Source organism: Sphingomonas paeninsulae, assembly GCF_003660165.1.
Classification (GTDB): domain Bacteria; phylum Pseudomonadota; class Alphaproteobacteria; order Sphingomonadales; family Sphingomonadaceae; genus Sphingomonas_O; species Sphingomonas_O paeninsulae.
Window position 1 is genome coordinate 102,919 of record NZ_CP032827.1, and the last position, 22,062, is coordinate 124,980.

A 22,062-nucleotide genomic window follows, 5' to 3' on the forward strand; every position below is an offset into this window, starting at 1 on the left:
ATATTGCATAATGGCAGGGCCTCCTTTCCCAACCTTGTTCGCTCTGCTATTGTCGGCATGCAAATGAATATAATTGCAATATAAACAGAAAATGAGTGCTGCATGGATATCGGGGTCGCGCGGACATTCCTGGAAGTCGTAAAAACCGGCACGTTCGTGAGTGCAGCCGCTAACCTCAATTTGACCCAAACAGCAGTCAGCGCACGGATCCGCGTACTCGAAGAGCAACTCGATCGGCCGGTCTTCATCCGTAACAAATCAGGTGCAAAGCTCACGCCCGCCGGCGAGCAATTTCTCCGGTTCGCAACCACGCTTGTGCAGGTTTGGGAACGCGCCCGCCGATCGGTGGCTCTTCCTCCGGGACGCGAGAGTGTGGTCACCATCGGCGCTGAGCTCAGCTTGTGGAGCCCATTGTTACGCCACTGGCTGTTGTGGATGCGCCGCGAATGTCCCGAGTTCGCGGTAAGCACGCAGATCGATAGCGCTGAAAATCTCATGGAGCAGGTCCAGGATGGTTCGCTCGATGTCGCGATCCTCTATGGCGCACCACGCCGCCCCGGCGTGATTGCAGAATTGCTTTTCGAAGAGAAACTGGTGCTGGTGCGCACCACGCCTACCGATCGGGTGCTAGGGGCTGAAGATCATGTCCTTATCGACTGGGGCGAAGAATTCGCAGCAAGCTACCAGGCTGCCTTTCCCGATCGGGCCAATTCCGTCGTTGCAATCAGCTACGGTCCGCTCGCGCTTGATTATATCCTGGCCACAGGCGGAACTGGCTATTTTCGCAAGGGATTCGTACGCTCCTATTTGGAGGAAGGCCGACTAGCGCTGGTGCCGGATAGTCCCGAATTCTCCTATTCTGCTTATGCGGTCCATTCCACCAAGGCCGACGAAGGTATTATGGCGCGTATTCGAACCGGCTTGCGTGCCGCCGCGGCCATCGCCGCATGATCGATGAGCCCGCCTCCCCAGTGTGCTACGCATCCCAGAGCGATGACGTTTATATGGGTTATGCTGGCCGCGATGAGATCGCCGCTGCGCTCAACGCGCTTCTCGAAGCCGAACGCGCCGGCGCACGCGTCACGCTCGAAAGTGCGAAAGCCTTCAGCGATCCGGCGCTTGCGGACCTAGTACAGGCGATACACGCGGATGAGGCACAATGGTGTGCAATGCTCGCCGGCCAGATCAAACGGATTGGCGTCATCCCCTCGGCAGCATGCGGCGCATTTTATGGCAAGGCTATGGCCATCGTTGACCCCTGTGAACGGCTCACTTTCCTGAATCGCGGCCAAGCCTGGGTTGTCCGCAAGCTCGATGACCTGCTTCCGCGTGTCCGTGACGAAAAGTTGCATGCCGCTCTAGCCGAGATGAAAATGAGCCACGTCGAGAATATCTTGCACGCAGAGCAGTGCATCGCTGACACGGGTGACTGAGCAGGCACCGTGACCATTGTGCAGCCCATTCGTATCAAACGTGCTTATGATCCTCCTGTAAAGCAGGACGGAAACAGGATTCTAGTGGATCGACTTTGGCCGCGTGGCCTGCGCCGAGATGCCGCTGTTTTGACATCGTGGTTCAAGAATATCGCTCCCAGCACTGAACTGCGGAAGTGGTTTGGGCATGACCCAGAGCTTTGGGCCGATTTCAACCGCCGCTACCGGGAAGAACTGGATGCCAACCCCGTTGCGGTAGCCGAACTGGCGAAATTGCTCAGCAGCGGTCCCAGCACGTTGCTATATGCCGCACGAGACGAGCAGCACAATCACGCGATCGTCCTCGCAAACTATATGGCAGAGCATCGCTGAAAACGGCTGTGGCAGTTCGCAATTGTTACAACTGCGTTATTTTAGCCGGCCTGAGGCAGATCCCGCTTCTTTGCTGCGCTAAACAGCATGCCAAGCTCTGCCGGATTGGTGACGAGATTCGCCAGCGTGTAGCCGTCCAGCACATTTAAAAAGGCAGCGAGCGCCTGCCGCAATGCACCGGTCAATCCGCAAGCGGGGGCGATGATACAATCGCCGCAATCAACCAGATCGAAGCCATCTTCGGTGTGCCGTATGACAGATCCCACATTGATCTCCTCGGCCGGTCTGGCAAGCTTAATCCCACCAAACCGACCACGCGCGCTCGCCAGGTAGCCGGCATTTACCAGATCGTTGACCACCTTCATCAGGTGGTTCTGCGAGATGTCATAAGCGCGCGATATCTCGGCGATTGAACACTGCATGTCGGGCCGGGCGCCCAGATAAATGAGCACTCGCAGGGCATAGTCGGTGTAGCGCGTGAGCCGCATGGAATCTCCTTGCCCGAAGGCTTTACAAGACCGGGAAACTCTCGCTTAAAATGGATGAAAAAACAGGGGGGACGTCAACCCAGTAGAAGATCTCCGCTTTCGGCGTCCGTACCGTGTCCGCCGATACCGATCCCAAGGTAAAATGCCAGACTGCCAGCGAAGCCAGCACGCAGACGAGGAGCAACGTCGCGCCGCCGGGATAACCGATACCGAGCGAGCGATCGGAAAAGTCCGCCATGGTCGTTCCGGCCGTGGTTGAGGCAATGATGGTTGCCCAATATAGAACCGGATGGAAGCGTTCAGCCCTGATCTGCCAGACAACGAAGATGACGAGGAGGGTTGCGAATATCGCGGTCCCAACCAAATAGCCAAGGTTCATCGTCATGCTCACGGTGTCGCCGCCGGTCTCACCAAGCGTCGTCGCCAGGATTTTTATGATCCAGAACACGAGTGTGACTTCTGGTACCTTGCTCAAGGCAATCTGCGCGTCGGTTTGGCTCGCCCTACAATGTAGCTCCTTCAAGGCAGGCTGATCCATGCTCACTGAACGGGATCATAGATGAGAGCGCGTACAGTTCCGGGCCTTATATGCGGCCGGCCACCCGGCGTTGAGCTGGGATCGGTATCGGCAGCAATGACGAACAGCCGGCCGGTCGCCGGATCGAGGGTCATGGTCCTGCCGCTCACCGCCGTACGGATCGGCGCCCGCACGGTATATTCGTCGGCGGAGATTTGCTGGTAGATCGTGACCGTCCCATCGCGTCCGTTGGAGCTGAACACCCGCTTCCGGACGGGATCGAAGGCAATTGCGTCGCTCCCCGAGCCGATAGCAAGGTCGGCAACAACATGGCCGGAATGCGCGTCGAGCACCATCAACCGGGCGTTGGCGCACCCCATGAACAGGCGCTGCCCAGCCTTGTCGAGCGCAAGGCCGTGGGGGCTCCTGCAATTTGGCGCCGGCCAACGCGCCATGATCCTGTTGGTGTGTGCATCAATCTCAACCACATCACTATTCGCCTCGCCCGCTACGAAGACGTGGCCTTGGCCGTCCGCAGCGGCATATTCCATTTTTTCGCCCGCGTTGATCGTTGCAATAGCTTTCCTCTGCGCAGGATCAATCACGGTCACCGTTCCTGGATCGCCCTCGATCACGAATATATGGCCGGTAGCGGGATCACGGACCATGCCATCTGCATCTGCCCCTGCGGGAATATGACCAATGATCTTTAGCGTTTTGAGATCGAACGCGACGACCTCTCCCTTCTCGCCGTCGTCGGTAAAGCCGAGGCCTTCTCGATCCGATATGGCGGTGCCATGGGTGCCGCCCGCTATGCCTTCAACCTGTCCGATCAACTCTCCTGTTCGCGCATCGAGGACCGTAAGCCGCTCACCATGCGCCACATAGACCCGCATCGTAGGACCATCGAATACGGCATAGTCCCACCGGTCGGGAGACCCGAGCGGAATGCTGTTGGTCAACGAATAGTCCGGAGTCGCGTCAGCATGGGCAACCCCAGCCAGGGCGGCCGCAGCCGCAGCCACCATGGTGGCAATGATCGAAGATTTCACGCTATGGCTCCTTGTGCGATGCTGGTAGAATTAACTGTTATGAGCACGCGGCGGCAGCGAACCGCAGATGAATCCGCAATCCGGGTTCGTTGTCCTCCAGCAATAGCTCTGCCCCGTGCAACGCAGCGATCGAGGCGACCAACGCCAGCCCAAGGCCGGCGCCGGGCGTATGTCTGCTCTGGTCTAGCCGATAGAAGCGTCGGAGAATTTTGCCGTGCTGATCTGCAGGTACGCCGGGTCCGTTGTCCGAGACCATGACAACCACGCCGGCAGCCCCTTCATGCAAAGCAAATGTGATGTTCGTACCAGGGGGCGTGTGGACAAGCGCGTTGTCGATCAGGTTGGTGAGGAGCTGGGCAATCAATTCTGCGTCCCCAACTACGGCGATGCCGTCATCGATCGCAGCGCGCAAAGTCTTCCCCGCGTCCTCAGCAACGGGCTGATAGGCTTCCTCCAACCGCCTCATCAATTCGGACAGATCAATCCGGACGAGAGACCCTCGTTCGCCTCCCTCGATCTGCCCGATGCGAAGCAGGGCTCTGAATATCACGTGGATTTCGCCGATCTGCGTCAAGGCATCTGAGATGCCGGTCTCGTAGGCAGCCTCGGATTCACTGCCCCGCATCGCTTCCAGTCGCTGTTGGAGCCGCGTTAACGGCGTCCGCAGGTCATGCGCGATATCAGTCGATACCTGTCGCAACCCTTCCATCAACGCTGCGATCCGGTCCAGCATAGCATTGAGGTTCGTGGACAGGTGATCGAACTCTGCGCTCATGCCGATCGCGGGCAAGCGTTCTGTCATGTCTCCCGACATGATGCGCGCCACCGCACCGTTAACGCGATCAAGCCGGCGCAGGAACATCAGCCCGATCAAATAGCCGCCAATGAGGGCCAGAATGGTCAATGCAATGCTCGAGCCGATCGTGAACGCCACAAGCCGATGGCGAACGCTCTGCACGTCGAAAGTATCGGTGGCGACCACCAGCAGCGAGCCGTCTGATAGTCGTGTGCCGAGGGTCTGGAAGGTCTCCGCATCGCTCGGTTCACCTAGTTGAGGCCTGTCGTCCACGAAAGTAACGCGGCCCCATCCGGGCCGGGCGGCAGTCACCGGCAGATCCCCCGCCAGACGTTTGCTGTCGGCATCCAGCAGCAGATAGTGGAACGGTTGCTCGAATGCTGATCGTTGGCGACGGCGGATGCTATCAATCACTTCCTGCTTGCCGCCATCCGGCCAATCTTCTGTCAGAACAGCCAGTTCCGATCGAAGGCCAACTGCTGTCGCCTCGGCTGCATAAGCGCGAAGCGAATGTTCGACGATCGTCAGCAAGACGATCGAGCCCACGGCGAAAAGCCCTGCAATTAGCAGGGCAAAGCGAAAAGCGGCGCTGTTGAAGGAGCTGGTTTTTTTCATGGCGGCGACGCTTCGATCCGGTAACCGGAGCCGCGAATGGTGTGGATCAGGTCCGCGTCAAATCCGCGATCGATCTTCGCTCGCAACCGGCTCATGTGGCTCTCGATGAGATTGGTCTGCGGGTCGAAGTGAAACGACCAGACATTTTCGAGCATCATCGTCCGAGTTACGACTTCGCCCTTGTGACGCATAAGGTATTCGAGAAGCTTCATTTCCTGCGCTTGGAGCTCAATGCGGCGTCCCGCCCGGCTTACCGTTCTCTTCAGGAGGTCCAGTTCCAGGTCGCCCACCCTCAACATCGTGATGGCATCGACGGACGGTGGGCGCCGGGCAAGCGCCGCCACCCGGGCGACAAGTTCGGTGGTCGCAAACGGCTTCACCAGATAGTCATCTGCTCCGCCCTCGAGGCCTTCGACCCGATCCCTGATGCCGTCCATTCCGGTCAGCAGGATTGCCGGCGTAGAGACTCCTTGAGCGCGCAGCTGCTTCAACGCGGAGAGACCATCAAGTTCTGGCACCATGCGGTCAAGAATGATAACCGAATATTCGTTACTGCTCGCAAGAAATACTGCATCTGGTCCAGTTAGGCATACATCGACAACATGCCCGGCCGAGGTCAGAGCCTTCTCGATATGCGAACGTGTCGCATCGTCATCCTCGAGTAGCAGCAGCTTCATCGTCAGGGCCGCCTTTCCTATGCGAGTACGCCTATGGTGCTAATGAATCTTCGCCACACAAGTTAGGAATTCCTAATGTCCAATTGAGGTTCCGCGAATGTAGGGGGGTGTAGGCCGGATCACAGAGGCAATGAAGCCTCAGGAGAGTCACAATGCGTAACTATCTCATCGCGCTGGCCGCTGCCACGTTGATCGCCAGCGGCGCTCAAGCGGCAACTGGGCACATGGCAGGTTCCGAACTCATGCCGACGGCGAAGGTGTCACTGGCGACGGCGCGGGCGACGGCGCTTCACGCCCGGCCCGGCAAAATCACCGACCAAGAACTGGAAAAGGAAGCGGGCGGCACGGGCCTGCGCTACTCTTTCGACGTGATAAGCCACGGCAAGACTTATGAAGTCGGCGTCGATGCAAAAACGGGCAGGGTTCTGGAGAACCAGGCCGAAGGCGCGCATCCCGATTGATGCACACCTGATAGCTGATCGCAGCACTATAGGCTGCGTGGCCCGGGTCGAAGACACGGCGCTGAACGGGAGGACCGATGCCACTGCCACTGCCGACGAACCGGGCCGCCACCGTGCGCTCCCTGCTGCTCTTTGCCCCCTTGGCGCTGGCTGGCTGCGCGCATTATTCCCCCTCTCGCTGGTGCAAACGCCCCCTCTGGCACCCTCGGTCGCGGCGCTCCCTGGTTTCGTACCGGGAGCGCCGCTTAGTGTCGCTCAAGTCACTGCGCTGGCGCTTCAAAACAATCCTGATCTGCGCGCGGCGCGCGGAAAGCACGGGCTCGCGCAAGCTCAACTCCTGCAATCCGGTATCCTGCCAAACCCCTCGCTTGCCGGCGCGTTACTCCCTCTGATCTCGGGAGCTGGCACCGTGACCGGATGGAATGTTGGCCTGACGCAAGACATTAAATCGCTCATCACCTACCGTGCGCGGCGGCAGGCGGCGGGCTATGCGGCCCAACAGATCGATGCCGAAATCCTCTGGAACGAATGGCAGGTCGCCGGACAGGCACGGCAACTCGCGGTAGAATTGATCGCAGGTGAGCAAAGCCGGCCCCTGCTGGTCGAGGCTTTCGGCCTTCTCTCCCACCGCAACGCCGTTCTCCAGCATGCGCTTGCAGCCGGTAACGTCACTCTGGTCACGGCGGCACCCACGCTTGTCGCTCTGGAATCGGCGCGAGCCGCCTTGCAAGCGCTGGATCAGCGGCAACTCTCGCTCAGGCACCAGCTCAACGCGCTGCTCGGACTGGTGCCTGATGCCGTCGTTCCGCTAGGGGGACGATTGATCTGCCTCCCTTCAATCCGGCCACGATCCGCGCGGATCTGACAACATTGGCCGATCGGCGTCCTGACCTCGTGGCGCTCCGCCTCGGATATGACGCCCAAGACGCCAATGTCCGGGTGGCGATCCTGTCGCAGTTTCCCGATCTGATTCTCGGGGCGACCGCCAGCAGCGACAACAGCAGTGTCATCAACGGCGGGCCGCAAGCCACGATCGGGCTGCCGATCTTCGATCGCAATCAAGGCAATGTCGCCATTGCGAATGCGACCCGGGCTCAGCTCCATGGGGACTATTCGGCGCGCCTTGCGGCAGCAGCCGGCCAGGTTGGCGCACTTCTGTCCGAAATGGACCTGCTGTCCGAGCAACTTGCCATCGTGCGCCGTGATCTTCCGGCAGCAAGGCTGGCTGCAGAACGCGCCGCCAATGCCTTCGGCGCCTCCAATCTCGACGAGCGCAGCTATGTTGATCTTGTCGTCAATCGCTACACCAAGGAGCAGGAAGTGGTAACTCTGGAGCTGGGACTGCTCGACCGGCAGGTGGCGCTACAAACTCTGGTAGGCGCCGGGCTACCCCCGTCGAAATCTTGCCGGGTCTGGATAACACCGAAGTGCGGCGATGAAGCCGCTCGCCCTTCTGCCTCTGGCCCTGCTGGCTGGGTGCGGCAGTTCATCGCCGTCCGATCCTGCTCCTACGCCTTCGGTGCTCGTGAGCCTGCAGAAAATTGAGCGGGGCACCGCTCCCGAGTGGGCGACAGCCTATGGCAGCGCCGCGCCAGGGGTAAACGGCTCAGAAACCATCAGCGTGCCCCAACCCGGCCAAGTGTCGCGCCTCGCGGTGATGCCGGGCTCGACGGTGCGCGCGGGACAAGTGCTCATGGTATTCACCACCGACCCATCGTCGGTAAGTGCGTATCAGCAGGCAATCACATCGCTTTCCGCAGCGCAAAAGCAGCGGGCAACGACGGCGCAGTTGCTGACGCAACAGCTCGCGACGCGCGACCAACTCGTTCAGGCGGAAAAGGTGGTCAGCGACGCCCAAGCTGCCATTACGGCCTTGCGACGGTCGGGTGCAGGACAGCCGACGCGAACGCTTACCGCGCCATTCGGCGGCGTTGTCACCACGGTGTCAGTCGCACAAGGTGATCGAACACAAGCCGGTGCACCTTTGGTGACCTTGGCACGAACGGGAAGCATCGTCGCGACCGTCGGGCTGGATCCCGCCAAAGCCGGCCGCGTCCAAGTGGGACAAAGCGCCAAGGTGGTTCGCCTGAATGGGGGCCCACCAATCCCGGCTCATGTGGTGCGGGTGGACGGAGTGCTCAATCCAAAGACGCACATGATCAATGTGGACCTCTCGCTACCGGCAGGCGCGGTGCTTCCGAACGAAGCACTGCGCGGCGATATCGCCATAGGCGAGGTCGCCGGATGGATCGTGCCCCACCGCGCCGTGGTCACCGCCAACGGGCCTACGAGCATCTTCCAGCTCGTCGCCGGCAAAGCGCACCTCATCAAGATCGAACTTCTTTTGGCGGGCGAGCAGCTCGATGTGGTCAAAGGACCGATACTGCTTAACCGGCCGCTGATCGTGGACGGGGCCTATCAAGTACAGGATGGCCAAGCCGTCCGTTCGATCGCCCGCTGATGTTTGAAAGACTGCTTGGCCGGCAATCCCGTGCATTCGTGATGATTGCTATGGCAATGGCGCTGGCCGGCATCGCGGCGGCGCTGTCGCTGCCGCTCGGCCTGTTCCCGCAGGTCTCGTTCCCGCGCGTGCTGGTTGATCTTGATGCCGGCAGTCGGCCCGCCGATCAAATGGCGCTTATCGTCACCCGCCCCGTTGAGGAGGCGATTCGCAGCATTCCAGGCGTTCGTGACGTTCGATCGGAAACGACCCGAGGCTCAGCCCAGATCTCGATCGATTTCGGTTGGGGTCGCGACATGGTGGCCAGCACGTTACTGGTCGACACGGCCATCGCACGCACGATCGGCTCCCTTCCGCCGGGAACCAACTACAATGTGCGAAGGATGGACCCCACGGTCTTCCCTGTCATTTCCTACGCGCTCGTTTCAAAGTCCATCTCACCTGTCGCTTTGCAGGATCTTGCCCGGTACGAAATCACGCCGCTTCTGTCGTCGATACCCGGGCTTGCCCGCGTCGAGGTTCAGGGCGGTGATACGGCGGAAGTACAGGTGCTGGCCGATCCAAACCGACTCGCCAGCTACGGTCTGGCGATGAGCGACCTAGCGACCGCGATCCGCTCAGGCAACGTGTTGAGCGCGGTCGGCAAAATCCAGGATCGCGGGCGGCTTTCGCTGGTTCTAGCCGACCGCAGCATTATCAGCGCATCCGCCGTTGGCGAGATCGTCGTCCGATCCGATCCGGTCGGAACCGTGCGCGTGCGCGATCTCGCGACAGTTCAAGACGGCGTGGCACCTCAATGGACGCGCGTTGTCGAGGACGGGCACCCGGCGGTGCTTTTCAATATCTACCAGCAACCGGACGGCAACTCAGTCCAGATCGCCAAGTCCGTGGCGCAGGCGCTTGCAAACTATCGCCTGCCGCCAGGGGTGAAGCTCATCAATTGGTATGATCAGAGCGAACTCGTCACGCAATCGGTGTCGAGCGTGCGCGACGCAGTGCTGATCGGGCTGGTGCTCGCGGCCGGCGTCCTGCTGTTGTTCCTGCGCAGCTGGCGAGTGACTTTGGTCGCCGTAATCGTCGTTCCTGCGACCCTGGCAGCGACCGTTCTCGTGCTCAGCATGATGAAGATGAGCTTCAACCTGATGACGCTTGGCGGTATCGCTGCGGCGGTGGGGCTGCTCATTGATGACGTGATCGTCATGGTCGAGCAAATTGCCCGACGAGCGGGCGCAAACGAGGCACATGGCGAGAACGGCAAGGCCGCCGTGCTACCCGCGGCCCGCGAGTTCATGGTTCCACTCGCAGGATCGAGCCTCGCCACGTTAATCGTCTTCCTGCCACTATCCTTCCTGAGCGGAGTAACCGGCGCCTTTTCAAAGGCGTTGTCGATCACGATGGCAGCAGCCCTGGGCATTTCCTGGGCCATGACTGCGTTCGTGGTGCCGGTGCTTACCCGCCGGATCGTGGATTTTAGCAAATGGCGCGACCCCGGCGGTGCCGGTGAAGGCTGGCTGGCCCGGCACCACGACCGTGCTCTCGATGGGCTCGCACGCCGACCGTGGGTGCTCGCGATCGCTCTCGTTCCCCTGCTAGCGCTTGGGTATCTGAGCTATGCGAAGGTCCCGACCGGTTTTATGCCCAAGGTCGATCAGGGCAGCTTCAACATGGACTATTATACCGTCCCCGGCACTTCGCTCGACGAGTCGAGCAGACAAATCGCGCAGGTCGATGCAATCGTGAGCCACCACCCTCAAGTCCTCACCTTTTCGCGGCGGTTGGGCACCGATCTCGGTGGGGGTCTCGGTCAAAGCTATCACGGCGATTATTTCGTCCGCCTCAAGCCGGGACACACAGAAACCACCGATAATGTGATGAGCGATGTCCGTTCAGCCATCGAGGTAAAGGTACCCGGCGTACAGGTCGAGCTGGGCCAGTTAATGGAAGACCTGATCGGCGATCTGACCTCGGTCCCGCAGCCGATCGAAATCAAGCTCTACTCGTCCGATCCGACCGCCCTTCGTGCGCAGGCGGAGAAGACGGCCGCACAAATTTCGAAGTTGACCGGGGTCGTCGAAGTCAAGAGCGGCGTCCAGCTTGCAGGGGATGCGCTCAACATCCATGTCGATCCAATTCGCGCCGGCGTTGAAGGCATGGCTCCCGCAGATATCGAAGCGGCGCTCAACACCGCGCTCACCGGCTCGATCGCCACGTCGCTACCGCAGGCGACAAAGGTGGTGGACGTGCGGGTACGACTTCCCAACATGATGACGATGACCGAGGCCGAGCTCGCGCAACTGCCGATCCGCGCGCCTGATGGTCACGTATTTCCGCTCAGCCGCGTCGCCGATGTGGCCCGGGAAACTGGGCAACCCCAGATCACCCGAGAAAATCTCGAACCGATGGTGGCCGTCACCGGCCGAATCGAAGGCCGGGGGCTTGGTGCGGCGGTGGGCGACGTAAAAGCGTTGCTCGACAAACCTGGCGCACTAGCACCCGGCATACGCTACGAACTGGGCGGTCTTTACCAGCAGCAGCAGATCGCGTTCTCGGGCCTCGCCAAAGTCTTCGTGGCGGCGCTGGTTGCGGAGTTCGTGCTGCTCCTGATCCTCTACCGCCAGTTCTGGCGCCCGACGATCATCATCGTGTGCTCGCTGCTCTCCACCACCGCAGTATTCACCGCGCTGTGGGTCACTGGCGTCGAGCTCAACATCACAGCATTGATGGGGATGACCATGATCATTGGCATCGGCACAGAGATGGCGATTTTCTATATGTCCGAAGTCGAAGAGCTGTCCCACACAATGCCAGGGCGCGACGCCGCGCGCGAGGCGAGCCGTAACAGGCTGCGCCCGATCACCATGACGACACTGGCAGCGATCCTGACCCTGCTTCCGCTCGCGCTTGCGATCGGCCAAGGTTCGGGCATTCAACAACCGCTGGCAATCGCGATCATCGCCGGCCTCCTGCTCCAATACCCCTTGGTTCTGATCGCCATGCCCATACTCACCAGGCTCACGCTCCCTCGCGAGCGGCCTTCGAACAACCCAACGAATTAAGTGAGAATGGCTATCCTCATACACTCCGTCCGATTTTTTGCTCGCCACCGCATCGACAGTCGGATCTTGATCGTTTTCCTCGGCGCGGCAGCGGCAGCATTCATCTTTCTGCGCCTCGGATCAGAAATCCGAGAAGGTGACAGTTTCGCGCTCGACAAACTGATCCTTCAAGCGTTCCGCGAGCCAGCCAATTCCGCGGTCCCGATTGGACCGCTCTGGTTGCAGACAGCTATGATCGATATCACCGATTTGGGGGGGTGACGATTCTCACCCTCCTGACCGTGCTGACCGCTGGATATTTGCTCGCCTCGAGGAAGACTGGAACAGCCATTTTCCTGGTCGTCGCCATCTCAGGCGGTGCCATCTTGAGCAAGCTGCTCAAATTTGGTTATGCGCGGCCCAGGCCTGAAGTGGTCGCACATCTGGTTGACGTGCATAGCCTGAGTTTTCCAAGCGGCCATGCGATGAACTCGGCTATCACCTATTTGACGATTGGCGCACTCCTTGCGCGGGCGGAAGCTGACCGAACGGTGAGAATATTCCTCATGACCGTGGCCATCTTTCTCACCCTGGCGATCGGTTTCTCGCGGGTATATCTAGGCGTGCATTGGCCAAGTGACGTTTTAGGCGGGTGGTGCGTCGGAGCCAGTTGGGCGGCACTTTGTTCGCTGGTGGCTCGGACTCTGCAGCGACGTAAAGACGAGGAGGCTGAGACGATCATCGACGTGTAACCCCACGCCACTCACTATCATGCAACATATCGAAGTAAGAGCGCCGAATTCACCAAATCATCGAAGTTAGTGTACTGCTCAAGGGACGCTACGGTCACTAAACTGGCGATCACGGTTCGATCGGGGGGCCGGCATTCTGCTCTACGCAGCCCGGGACGAGCAGCACAATCACACGATCGTCCTTGCAGACTATAAGGCAAAGCGTCGCTGATTGAACTGGCTTGGCGGTTCGCAAATGGCCTCAACACCGTCTTTTTACCCCGTCTGAGGCAAATCCCGATTCCTTACGGCGCTAAACAGCATCCCGAGTTCTGCCGGTTTTGTGATGAGATCCGCCAGCGTATAACCGTCCAGCACGCTTAGAAACGCGGTCAGCGCCTGCCGCAAAGCGCCGGTCAGGCCGCAAGCAGGGGCGATGATGCACGTGCCGCAATCGACCAGGTCGAACCCATCCTCGGTGTGCCGGATGACCGCGCCCACATTGATCTCCACCGCTGGCCTGGCGAGCTTGATGCCGCCAAAGCGACCACGCGTACTGGCCAGATAGCCGACATTCACCAAATCGTTGACCACCTTCATCAGGTGGTTCTGCGAGATGTCGTAAGCGCGTGAGATCTCCGCAATCGAGCAGAGCGCATCGGGTCGCGCGCCCAGATAGATGAGCACCCGCAGGGCATAGTCGGTGTAGCGCGTAAGCCGCATGGAATCTCCTTGCGACGATATATGCATTTTTCTTGCATCATTGAAAGATGCCTTATAGATGCATTATCAATACATGAATAGGAGTCGGTCGATGGACGACGGGAATGAGATCACGGAGGAAGCCCTCAAACGGCTTGTCTCCCTGTTCTACGAGCGTGTCCGCGAACACGAATCGCTGGGTCCGGTCTTCAACGATGCCATCGAAAGCTGGCCCGAACATCTCGAGAAGCTGGTCGCCTTCTGGTCGTCGGTGATGCTCACCACTGGCCGCTACAAGGGCAACCCTGTGGCCGCCCACTTCAAGCACGGGACACGTATAACGCCCGAACTGTTTCAGCGCTGGCTGGCGCTTTGGAACAGCACCACGGCCGAGGTCATGGAGCCCTTTGCAGCCGCTGCGCTACAGGCCAAGGCCGCGCGGATCGCAGAAAGCCTGCAACTGGCGCTCTTCTTCAAACTCGATCCAAAAACCAAACCAGACCGCGCAGCGGCCTGACCGTCAAGGAATCCTTCATGCCAACCGCTCCCTTTGTCGACCTTAGCGTCCACTGCAAACCGCGCGGTCCGTCCGATCGCATCGCGCTGACCTTCACCAAGATACTGCGGTTCACGGCCGACACATTCTTCGCCAAGCGCTACGGCCACCGTGCCATCGTGCTTGAGACTGTAGCGGCGGTGCCGGGCATGGTCGGCGCAACGCTGACGCATCTGCGTTGCCTGCGGCGCATGTGCGATGACAAGGGCTGGATCCGAACCTTGATGGAGGAAGCGGAGAACGAGCGGATGCACCTGATGACCTTCATCGAGGTGGCCAAGCCGACTATGTTCGAGCGGCTCATCATTCTGGCCGTTCAGTGGGTCTTCTACCTCGCCTTCTTCACGCTCTATCTGCTCAGCGCCAAGACCGCACACCGCGTGGTCGGATATTTCGAGGAAGAGGCGGTGATCAGCTACACCCTCTATCTCGCTGAACTTGACGAGGGTCGTTCCCCCAATGGCCCGGCACCAGCAATCGCGCGGCATTATTGGAAGCTTGGAGACGATGCGACCTTGCGCGACGTGGTGCTCCTGGTCCGCGCCGATGAGGCGCATCACCGCGATATCAATCATGGCTTTGCAAACGAACTCGCCGGATTGGCGGTCAACCATGCGGCGGTGGCGCCCTATCCGGACCATGCCGACGACATTCGGTTGGCAGCCTGACATGGCCGAACCCTATCGCTCAACCCCGGTGTTCGACGAGACCACCCTCCCTGCGGCGCTGCGCGCGCGACACACGACCAAGGCCGGGGTCTGGGGCATTGTTCGCGTGCTCGAAGGCGCAGTGAAACTGACCTATCTCGAGCCGCCTTCCGAACGTCTGCTTGATCCCGACACCCCGGGACCATTGCTTCCCGAACAGCCGCATTTTGTCGAACCAATCGGCGCGATGAAGATGCGGGTCGATTTCTACAGTGAACCGCCGGGCGGCTAATCCCGCCCGCGCCAGCCTACCCCATTATCAAGACAGGAGACGTTGATGTCACAGACACTCAGCGAGCGCACGATCGCGCTCGTCAAAGCCACGGTTCCCGCACTCGAAGCCCATGGTCTCGATATTGTCCATGAGATGTACGCGCGGATGTTCGAAAATCCCGAGATTCGCGACCTTTTTAATCAATCGCACCATGGTGACACCGGATCGCAGCCGCGCGCATTGACCGCAGCCATCCTCGCTTATGCGGCGAACATCGAGAATCTGGGCGCCCTTGCCCCGGCGGTGGAGCGGATTGCGCAAAAGCATGTCGGTCTGCAGATCCTGCCCGAACATTATCCCCATGTCGGCGAAGCGCTGCTCGGCGCCATCAAGGCCGTGCTGGGCGATGCCGCCACCGAAGAGATTCTCGCTGCCTGGGGCGAAGCCTATTGGTTCCTGGCGCATATCATGATTGCGCGCGAGGAGCGGCTCTACAAGGAGCACCGCACGGCGGATGGCGGCTGGGAGGGCTGGCGCACGTTCACGATCGACGCGGTGCGCGCCGAGAGCAGCGTCATCACCTCGTTCATTTTGCGCCCCACCGACGGGCGATCGGTCATTCGTCACAAACCCGGTCAATATCTGACCTTCTGGCTCGAGATACCCGGCCATCCTCCAGTCAAACGCAATTATAGCGTTTCACAAGCCGCCAATGGCGAGACCTATCGTATCTCGGTAAAACGCGAGCCCCTCGGCCTCGCCTCGGGCTGGCTCCACGACCAGGCAAAGCCCGGCACCGTGCTCAAGGTGGCCGCGCCCGCAGGCGAGTTCTTCCTGACAGACAATCCCGAACGCCCGGTCGTGCTGATGTCCGGCGGGGTCGGCCTGACCCCGATGGTCGCAATGCTCGAAGCCGTAGCGCAGCAGCATCCTGACCTTCCCGTCCAATATCTTCATGGAACACTGGATGGCTCGACCCACGCACTTTCCAATGACGTCCACGCACTCGCGACCGGTCGCCCGAACATCCGCGTCACGAACTTCTACCAGACACCAAGGACACAAGACGTTGCGGGCCGGGACTATGACCATAATGGGCTGATCGACGAGCAGTGGCTCACGACCCATACGCCGATCGAAGAAGCAGACTATTACCTATGCGGCCCGCGACCATTCCTGCGCGCGTTTGTCGCCACCTTGTCGCTCGCTGGCGTCGCATCTGACAGGATTCATTATGAGTTTTTCGGCCCTGCCGACGAACTCCTCGCCGCCTGAAGGGACGACCGACATGGATGACCTCACCATTGCGCGCATGATCCATATCCTGGCCATCGTATGCTGGATCGGCGGGGTTGCGTTTGTAACCACCGTGGTCATCCCGTCGGTCAAAGCCTTGCCATCATCCGAGAGGCTGGCTGCCTTCCACCGCATCGAAAGCCGCTTTGCCCCGCAGGCGCGCATCTGGATTCTATTCACTGGCGCAAGCGGCCTGTGGATGATCCAGCGCGGAGGAATGTGGGATCGCTTTCGTGATCTGCATTTCTGGTGGATGCACGCCATGCTATGCGTCTGGTCGATCTTCTTTTCGGTGCTGTTTATCGTTGAACCGCTAATCTTGCGTCGCCGGTTCGAGTTTTGGGCGGTAAGATCGCCGGATGGAGCGTTCAGGCTGCTCCACCGCGCGCATATCCTTCTACTTGGTCTCAGCCTAATTACCGTAATCGGTGCGGTTGCCGGAAGCCGCGGGTTTTCGCCATTTTAGACAGCCGATGAAGGAGTCCGACCGTTGTGCCTGATACGGAAAACAGATCGATAGATCCCGAGCGCATCGACGCGGTCGCGCACGCCGTCCATGTGCTTTGCCATGGACGATCCGATGTCTCGCTAGCGGCGCATGTGACGGCGACGGTTGCCCAGCATCTAGCAGACGCCACGCCGATGACGGATTCGAGCGATGCCGATTTTTTGGCGGAGCGCGCTGCGCTGGAAGCGGCCGTAACGAAGAGGGTGGAGCAGCTACAAGAGAGCCAGGCGGAGTCGGACGCCGTCGACGAGGCATCGCGGGAATCTTTTCCTGCCAGCGACTCACCCGCGTGGGTTTCACGCCGGCATTAACCGTCTCAGGCAACGGCAGAAGGAGAATTGATCATGGCACTTCATCACGCACAGCACGGCGAAGTCGTACATCTCTCAGACTTGGTGGTCAGTAGAGATGATGCCCACTCGACCGCCCTCGTCAAAACCGGGGCCTTTGAGGCGATCCATCTCATCGTCCATGCTGGCGCCGTAATCCCACCGCACCATGTTGCCGGACAAGCGACGCTCCACTGTCTGCGTGGCAGGGTGTCTGTATTGCTCGGAGACGCGGCGGCTATCCTGCAGGCGGGCGACTGGACGTATCTCGACGGCGGCGAGGAGCATGGCATCGAAGGCATTGAAGATGCAGCCTTGCTGCTCACGATATTATTCGAGCATCCAACCTTAAGCTGAGCCCATTTCGGATGTTGAACGTGTGCCGGACCGTTCAGCTCTTTTTCAACCTTCGGTTTCGCCAGGAGACGCGCAATGGACGAAGCCGCCCAACCCAAATGTGATCCAGAAATCAGTCCAATATCGAAATGGTGGCTGCGATCAGTCCTGATGGTGATGACCCTTGGCTTTGCGGGGCTTCTGGCGATCACCATGCTCTCTTATCGAAACGCGCCGCCCATCCCCGATACTATTATAGACGCCAGTGGAGAGACCCTGTTCACAGGCGATCAGATCCGCTCGGGACAGGCCATATTTCTGCGCTATGGCTTGATGGACAATGGCACGGTCTGGGGGCATGGGGCTTATCTTGGCCCTGATTTTTCGGCCGAAACGCTGCATCAGATTGGTGAGAGCGTAGCCACGTCCCTGGCACAGCAACAGTTCGCCAAGTCTTTGACTGCTCTTAACCCACTCGAGACAGGGTCGATCCGCGGTCAGGTCGCCGTCACGCTGAAAACCAATCGATTCGATCCGGCGAGCAACACCCTGAACCTGACTGCGCCGGAGGCCGTCGCTTATCGCGCACAGACAGCCCGCTGGACAGCCTATTTCATCAACCCAGCACGCAACGGCGGTCTTGCGCCCAAGCTCATCACCAATTCGGCAGAATTGCACGACTTGACTGCCTTTTTTTGCTGGACTGCCTGGGCGTCGGTCGCCGATCGGCCTGGGGCGGATTATTCCTACACCAACAATTTTCCCTATGACCCCGGCGTTGGCAATGTCGCTCCGGCCGGTGCGCTGCTGTGGAGCGCGCTCAGCCTGATCGTACTGCTTGGCGGTATAGCGGCCGTCCTGCTCGCCTTTGGTAAATTCGACTATCTGGGCTGGATTACGCGGGGCCATAGCGCCACGCCGCAGGTGATCCCGGGGCAGGCAAGCCCCGGCCAGCGCGCCCTCGTCAAATTCTTCGTTGTCGTCTCCTTGCTGTTTCTCATGCAGACGCTCGTAGGTGGTGCGGTTGCGCACTATCGCGCCGATCCGGGAAGTTTCTACGGCTTCCAGCTCGAGACTATATTTCCGAGCAACCTGATGCGCATCTGGCACTTGCAGACCGCGATCTTCTGGATCGCGACGGCCTATGTGGCAGCCGCGCTGTTTCTCGGCCGCTCGCTCCGGACCGATGAGCCCCGCTGGCTGCCCGCAGCCATTCATCTTCTGTTCGCGGCTTTCGCTGTCGTCATCGGTGCCAGTCTCCTTGGCGAATGGGCGGGCATCTCCGGGTGGCTTGGCGACTGGTGGTTCCTGTTCGGCAACCAGGGCTGGGAATATCTCGAGATCGGCCGCTTCTGGCAGTATCTGCTCGTTGTGGGATTGCTAGGGTGGTTCGCCCTGCTCTGGTGGATTGCGCGGCCCAGCCAGGTCACCAACGTCCATGCAAGGCCGATCGTCCGAATGTTTCTGTTAGGCGCGCTGGCCATTCCCGTCTTCTACGTTCCCGCCCTCTTTTTTGGCGCCAAGACCAACTTTACAGTGGTCGACACCTGGCGCTTCTGGATCATCCATCTGTGGGTTGAGGGATTTTTCGAATTCTTCGCAACCACCGTGGTCGCGCTGATGTTGTTCCAGCTAGGCCTCACGGGGCGGAATACCGCGCTGCGCGTCATTTATCTCGACGCGATCCTCTATTTCCTCGGCGGCCTGATGGGGACTGGCCATCACTGGTACTTCTCAGGCCAGACCCAGATCAATATGGCGGCTTCGGCGCTTTTTTCGGCACTTGAAGTCGTGCCCCTCACATTGCTGACACTCGACGCATGGGATTTTGTCCGCACGACACGCGGAGAAACCGGCCAAAATGGGGGAGCTCCGGCGCTGACCCACAAGTGGACCTTTTATTTCCTCATGGCGGTGGGATTCTGGAATTTCCTCGGCGCCGGTGTTTTCGGATTTATGATCAATCTGCCGATCGTGAGCTATTATGAGGTTGGAACGATCCTGACGCCCAATCACGGCCACGCCGCCATGATGGGCGTCTTCGGGATGCTCGCGCTAGCCCTGATGGTGTTTGTGCTGCGCCAGACGACTGACATGGCGCGCTGGTCAGGCATCGAAAAATATATCCGCATCGGTTTCTGGGGGACCAACATCGGGCTCGCGTCAATGGTGGTGCTCAGCTTGTTTCCTTCTGGAGTTCTGCAGGTCTGGGATGTGGTGCAGCATGGCTATTGGCACGCACGCAGCATCGAATATACCGGCACTGCGGTCGCACGGCGGCTCGAATGGATGCGGCTACCCGGCGATTTGATTTTCATCATCTTTGGTGCCGTCCCGCTCAGCATAGCCGCGTTAAAAGCATATTGGGGTGTTCTCTCCCATGATTATGATGCTCAGGAAAGTTACATGAAGAGTTAGCAAGACCCGAGTCCGGCATTTCAGTGGCACCTCAATGGGCCTCTGCCTGACCGGAAAATTTCGCTCGAGCTTGCTTGTAACTTCGGCTTTGTGGGACAGCCATCCCAGGGTTTGCGCTTGCCGTTTCGGTAGGCAGGTGTCTTGAGCTTTTTACAGGGGTGATATGAAGAAAAATCCATCGATCCTATTGGCGCTAGGCCTGCTGATATTAGCGGTTGGTGCCGTATTGAGCTTTTCGTCGGGCCCTCCGAAAGCTGGTTCCGCCATTGCAGCGCAATGCAGGGAACGGATGAAGAGTCAGGGTGCAGAAATGGTCGCGAAATGCGATGAGGCTGCCTTTGCTACCGCTATGACGGCGACAGACGCAACCGCTGCGGCGCGCGCTATCAGCGCGGCGAACAACAGCGAAATCGGCAGCAACAGTCTCGCAATGTTCCTTATTGGTATTGGGAGCGTGTTTGCCGCGCTCGGCGGTCTCATGCTTTGGAAACAGAAGGTTGATGCGCGGTAGTGGATTGAACGCATCACCGTTTCTGATGACGGCGATCTGACGACGGCAAGAAGACAAAATGGCTGTGGGGCCTCAGCAAGATTTGGCGCTTTTGGATTTTTGCCTTCGTTGCTTCAGATGAGCAGGCAGAAGCGCCCGTTCAGACGTCGACCACGTTTGCGCATTGTCTTGCGAGTGAGGCCAGTGTTTCGACCGCGGGGAAGATCGAAAGCGCCGCAACGCGGGCTTTCGATCTCCGCAAGTAAAGGGCCTATGCCGAACTGATAAATGGGCTTCCTCGCCCGCGCAGGAAGACTTCGGGGATGCGCAGCGTGCATGGATCGCTTTTCACGGCGCCGCCGCGCTCGCGCGCAGCACACCGTACGCAAACCGACGGGGCACCAGGTACGTGCCGATGGAGGCTCCATCTGCGACGCGAAACACACGCGACCGCGCCTTACAGCTGGCAGCAAGCCTGAGCACCATGAGGATTGAGGAATGACCATACAGCGAGCCTGTTCGACGCTGGATGGATAACAGCCCTTGCGCGCAACGGACTGCAACCGATTCCTCCGTAGATGTTCATATATTGGTAAGCGACCGCGGATTTCTCGCGAAGTTTCGAATTAATGGCCGTGATAATCTTGTGCGTCGCATCGATGAAGCGACGCTGGCTGGCAGCCAATGAAGGAAGCGCTGATGCTCGGTGCGTCGTTGTCGGTCTCAAGCGACGTTTAATAATCCTTTCTAGCGTTTGAGCGAAATGGCAATTTGGATAAACGTAGGCCAACGGCCCGAAAAACAGGAACAAATCTTCCTCGCATGATAGAAGCGGCGCGGGCTTTTGGTGACACTTACGCCGACCACACTTAACAGCGAACAGCGGGATTTTAGATATGATCAAAGCGCGTAGCGCCGTTATTTTTCTGCTCAGCCTTGCCGCAGCCAGCGGCGCGCTCGGCGCCGATAGGCCTATCGCCACCATCGATCTCGCTGGCCCATTCGCAACACGTACGCCGTCGCGGCTGATAATAACGCAAAGCGAGCTTCCTGGAGAATCAGCGACTGGCGATCCGGAACCTGGCGTGATTATGCCGTGCCTTCGTCATTCCAGGTCCCCTGCTTGTGATACCGCCCTGACCGCCCGCCTCGACCCCGATACGCCGAAGAACAACTTCGACGCTCCACATTATCTGCGCACAGCACACGTCGCATATCGGCAGGCTGGAGACAGACAGCCGCTGCTGATTGTCGTTCTGGCGAGCATTCACGCTGGTAATGGCGGGCAACTCGTCGGCACGCAGGCGCTCGCTTATCGCCGCGATACCGACCACTTCGTGCGCTTGTTCGCGCACAGCACGGGCACGAACAACAATCAAGAGGTGCGCTTTATCGAAGCAGGGCCGCTACGCGGCGCCTTCGTTACTGTCGAGCCAACAACCGACGCACCGTTCGGCTATTGGGTCACGGTCGCGCGATCGGGCGGCGCAACAGCGCCGTATCGTAATGTTCTGCGATACCGCAGCACGACGCGTTACAACGATGGCAACGCGCTGCCGGTGATAGACTCGGAGATGCCGCAGATACTGCACCGTCTCTCATTGTGGCGACCGGGGCAGAAGCTAACGACACCATTGTCTGGCTGCCCAAAACCCACACTCAGGAACGGTGCGTTGTGGTGCGCGTGATCGCCTTCCGCCGCGGATCAGCGTACCTGAAATGTGGTTCCTCACTCAAATAAACATCGAATATTTTCGATCGGCCAGGCTCCCGGCAAGAAGCAAAACGAACAAACCGAAACATTTTCTGATTATCTTTAGTTTGAGAGGTTTATCACCACATTGGACGATGATGGTGTGCTGGTTTTG

25 protein-coding genes and 2 pseudogenes are annotated in these 22,062 nt (G+C 59.5%); 21 read left to right on the forward strand and 6 right to left on the reverse strand.

What is annotated here, in order from left to right:
- Positions 1 to 102: 102 nt before the first annotated feature.
- The 3 genes from D3Y57_RS00535 to D3Y57_RS00545 are packed head-to-tail and all read left to right on the forward strand — an operon-like array spanning position 103 to position 1,805.
- Complete coding sequence (locus D3Y57_RS00535) at positions 103 to 951, forward strand: LysR family transcriptional regulator (protein ID WP_121150364.1); 849 nt, start codon at positions 103 to 105, stop codon at positions 949 to 951.
- The gene (locus D3Y57_RS00540; RefSeq protein ID WP_121150366.1) at positions 948 to 1,433 is read left to right on the forward strand and encodes a DUF6306 domain-containing protein; all 486 of its coding nucleotides are present in this window, start codon (positions 948 to 950) and stop codon (positions 1,431 to 1,433) included. Before D3Y57_RS00535 ends, D3Y57_RS00540 begins: the two co-directional genes overlap by 4 nt.
- 15 nt (positions 1,434 to 1,448) lie before the next feature.
- Positions 1,449 to 1,805: a DUF488 domain-containing protein gene (locus tag D3Y57_RS00545; protein ID WP_121150596.1), complete on the forward strand. Its 357-nt coding sequence runs from the start codon at positions 1,449 to 1,451 to the stop codon at positions 1,803 to 1,805.
- A gap of 41 nt (positions 1,806 to 1,846) precedes the next feature.
- Here the strand turns inward: D3Y57_RS00545 and D3Y57_RS00550 are convergent, their stop codons facing one another.
- The 5 genes and pseudogenes from D3Y57_RS00550 to D3Y57_RS00570 all read right to left on the reverse strand — a co-directional run bounded on the left by D3Y57_RS00550 (position 1,847) and on the right by D3Y57_RS00570 (position 5,950).
- Positions 1,847 to 2,293: an Rrf2 family transcriptional regulator gene (locus D3Y57_RS00550; protein WP_121150368.1), complete on the reverse strand. Its 447-nt coding sequence runs from the start codon at positions 2,291 to 2,293 to the stop codon at positions 1,847 to 1,849.
- A gap of 46 nt (positions 2,294 to 2,339) precedes the next feature.
- A pseudogene (locus tag D3Y57_RS00555) lies at positions 2,340 to 2,831 on the reverse strand (COG4705 family protein); the annotation flags it as partial.
- A 2-nt stretch (positions 2,832 to 2,833) separates the two neighbouring features.
- Positions 2,834 to 3,862: a YncE family protein gene (locus D3Y57_RS00560; protein ID WP_121150372.1), complete on the reverse strand. Its 1,029-nt coding sequence runs from the start codon at positions 3,860 to 3,862 to the stop codon at positions 2,834 to 2,836.
- A gap of 37 nt (positions 3,863 to 3,899) precedes the next feature.
- Complete coding sequence (locus D3Y57_RS00565) at positions 3,900 to 5,273, reverse strand: sensor histidine kinase (protein ID WP_121150382.1); 1,374 nt, start codon at positions 5,271 to 5,273, stop codon at positions 3,900 to 3,902.
- On the reverse strand, positions 5,270 to 5,950 hold the full coding sequence (locus D3Y57_RS00570; protein ID WP_121150384.1) for a winged helix-turn-helix domain-containing protein: 681 nt from the start codon (positions 5,948 to 5,950) through the stop codon (positions 5,270 to 5,272). The genes D3Y57_RS00565 and D3Y57_RS00570 overlap by 4 nt, the downstream gene beginning before the upstream one ends.
- 152 nt (positions 5,951 to 6,102) lie before the next feature.
- Here D3Y57_RS00570 and D3Y57_RS00575 point away from each other — a divergent pair, with 152 nt between their 5' ends.
- From D3Y57_RS00575 to D3Y57_RS00595, 7 genes are read left to right on the forward strand one after another with little or no spacing between them, the layout of a single operon-like run.
- Complete coding sequence (locus D3Y57_RS00575) at positions 6,103 to 6,411, forward strand: PepSY domain-containing protein (protein WP_121150386.1); 309 nt, start codon at positions 6,103 to 6,105, stop codon at positions 6,409 to 6,411.
- A gap of 37 nt (positions 6,412 to 6,448) precedes the next feature.
- Positions 6,449 to 7,276, forward strand: a complete 828-nt coding sequence (locus D3Y57_RS21235; RefSeq protein ID WP_347400359.1) for a TolC family protein — start codon at positions 6,449 to 6,451, stop codon at positions 7,274 to 7,276.
- 5 nt (positions 7,277 to 7,281) lie between these two features.
- A complete protein-coding gene (locus D3Y57_RS21240) occupies positions 7,282 to 7,956 on the forward strand; it encodes a TolC family protein (RefSeq protein ID WP_347400360.1) in 675 nt (224 codons plus the stop codon).
- Positions 7,937 to 8,872: an efflux RND transporter periplasmic adaptor subunit gene (locus tag D3Y57_RS00585; RefSeq protein ID WP_239025675.1), complete on the forward strand. Its 936-nt coding sequence runs from the start codon at positions 7,937 to 7,939 to the stop codon at positions 8,870 to 8,872. Before D3Y57_RS21240 ends, D3Y57_RS00585 begins: the two co-directional genes overlap by 20 nt.
- Positions 8,872 to 11,928 carry an efflux RND transporter permease subunit gene (locus tag D3Y57_RS00590; protein ID WP_121150390.1) on the forward strand — a complete coding sequence of 1,019 codons (3,057 nt, stop codon included), beginning with the start codon at positions 8,872 to 8,874 and terminating at the stop codon, positions 11,926 to 11,928. The genes D3Y57_RS00585 and D3Y57_RS00590 overlap by 1 nt, the downstream gene beginning before the upstream one ends.
- Before the next feature lie 6 nt (positions 11,929 to 11,934).
- Entirely contained in the window at positions 11,935 to 12,189 is a 255-nt protein-coding gene (locus tag D3Y57_RS20545) for a hypothetical protein (protein WP_239025676.1), read from the forward strand.
- A complete protein-coding gene (locus D3Y57_RS00595; protein ID WP_239025677.1) occupies positions 12,186 to 12,659 on the forward strand; it encodes a phosphatase PAP2 family protein in 474 nt (157 codons plus the stop codon). The genes D3Y57_RS20545 and D3Y57_RS00595 overlap by 4 nt, the downstream gene beginning before the upstream one ends.
- Positions 12,660 to 12,914: 255 nt before the next feature.
- On the opposite strand, the gene D3Y57_RS00600 is transcribed toward D3Y57_RS00595, so the two are convergent.
- Complete coding sequence (locus D3Y57_RS00600; protein WP_121150392.1) at positions 12,915 to 13,361, reverse strand: Rrf2 family transcriptional regulator; 447 nt, start codon at positions 13,359 to 13,361, stop codon at positions 12,915 to 12,917.
- 91 nt (positions 13,362 to 13,452) lie between these two features.
- On the opposite strand from D3Y57_RS00600, the gene D3Y57_RS00605 reads away from it, so the two are divergent.
- From D3Y57_RS00605 to D3Y57_RS00655, 11 genes and pseudogenes are all read left to right on the forward strand, one after another.
- Positions 13,453 to 13,857 carry a group III truncated hemoglobin gene (locus tag D3Y57_RS00605; protein WP_121150394.1) on the forward strand — a complete coding sequence of 135 codons (405 nt, stop codon included), beginning with the start codon at positions 13,453 to 13,455 and terminating at the stop codon, positions 13,855 to 13,857.
- Between the two features lie 17 nt (positions 13,858 to 13,874).
- On the forward strand, positions 13,875 to 14,564 hold the full coding sequence (locus D3Y57_RS00610) for an alternative oxidase (RefSeq protein WP_121150396.1): 690 nt from the start codon (positions 13,875 to 13,877) through the stop codon (positions 14,562 to 14,564).
- Position 14,565: 1 nt separating this feature from the next.
- On the forward strand, positions 14,566 to 14,835 hold the full coding sequence (locus D3Y57_RS00615) for a TehB family protein (protein WP_121150398.1): 270 nt from the start codon (positions 14,566 to 14,568) through the stop codon (positions 14,833 to 14,835).
- Between the two features lie 45 nt (positions 14,836 to 14,880).
- Entirely contained in the window at positions 14,881 to 16,092 is a 1,212-nt protein-coding gene (hmpA, locus tag D3Y57_RS00620) for an NO-inducible flavohemoprotein (protein WP_121150400.1), read from the forward strand.
- On the forward strand, positions 16,052 to 16,579 hold the full coding sequence (locus D3Y57_RS00625; protein ID WP_430738978.1) for a hypothetical protein: 528 nt from the start codon (positions 16,052 to 16,054) through the stop codon (positions 16,577 to 16,579). Before hmpA ends, D3Y57_RS00625 begins: the two co-directional genes overlap by 41 nt.
- Before the next feature lie 26 nt (positions 16,580 to 16,605).
- The gene (locus D3Y57_RS00630; RefSeq protein ID WP_121150404.1) at positions 16,606 to 16,932 is read left to right on the forward strand and encodes a hypothetical protein; all 327 of its coding nucleotides are present in this window, start codon (positions 16,606 to 16,608) and stop codon (positions 16,930 to 16,932) included.
- Positions 16,933 to 16,965: 33 nt separating this feature from the next.
- On the forward strand, positions 16,966 to 17,307 hold the full coding sequence (locus D3Y57_RS00635; protein ID WP_121150406.1) for a cupin domain-containing protein: 342 nt from the start codon (positions 16,966 to 16,968) through the stop codon (positions 17,305 to 17,307).
- A 75-nt stretch (positions 17,308 to 17,382) separates the two neighbouring features.
- Positions 17,383 to 19,704, forward strand: a complete 2,322-nt coding sequence (locus tag D3Y57_RS00640) for a nitric-oxide reductase large subunit (RefSeq protein WP_121150408.1) — start codon at positions 17,383 to 17,385, stop codon at positions 19,702 to 19,704.
- Between the two features lie 163 nt (positions 19,705 to 19,867).
- Positions 19,868 to 20,215, forward strand: coding sequence for a hypothetical protein (locus D3Y57_RS00645; protein ID WP_121150410.1), 348 nt, complete (start codon positions 19,868 to 19,870; stop codon positions 20,213 to 20,215).
- Positions 20,216 to 20,501: 286 nt separating this feature from the next.
- A pseudogene (locus D3Y57_RS21470) lies at positions 20,502 to 20,696 on the forward strand (lysozyme inhibitor LprI family protein); the annotation flags it as partial.
- A gap of 394 nt (positions 20,697 to 21,090) precedes the next feature.
- Positions 21,091 to 21,882, forward strand: coding sequence for a hypothetical protein (locus D3Y57_RS00655; RefSeq protein WP_121150414.1), 792 nt, complete (start codon positions 21,091 to 21,093; stop codon positions 21,880 to 21,882).
- Positions 21,883 to 22,062 lie beyond the last annotated feature (180 nt).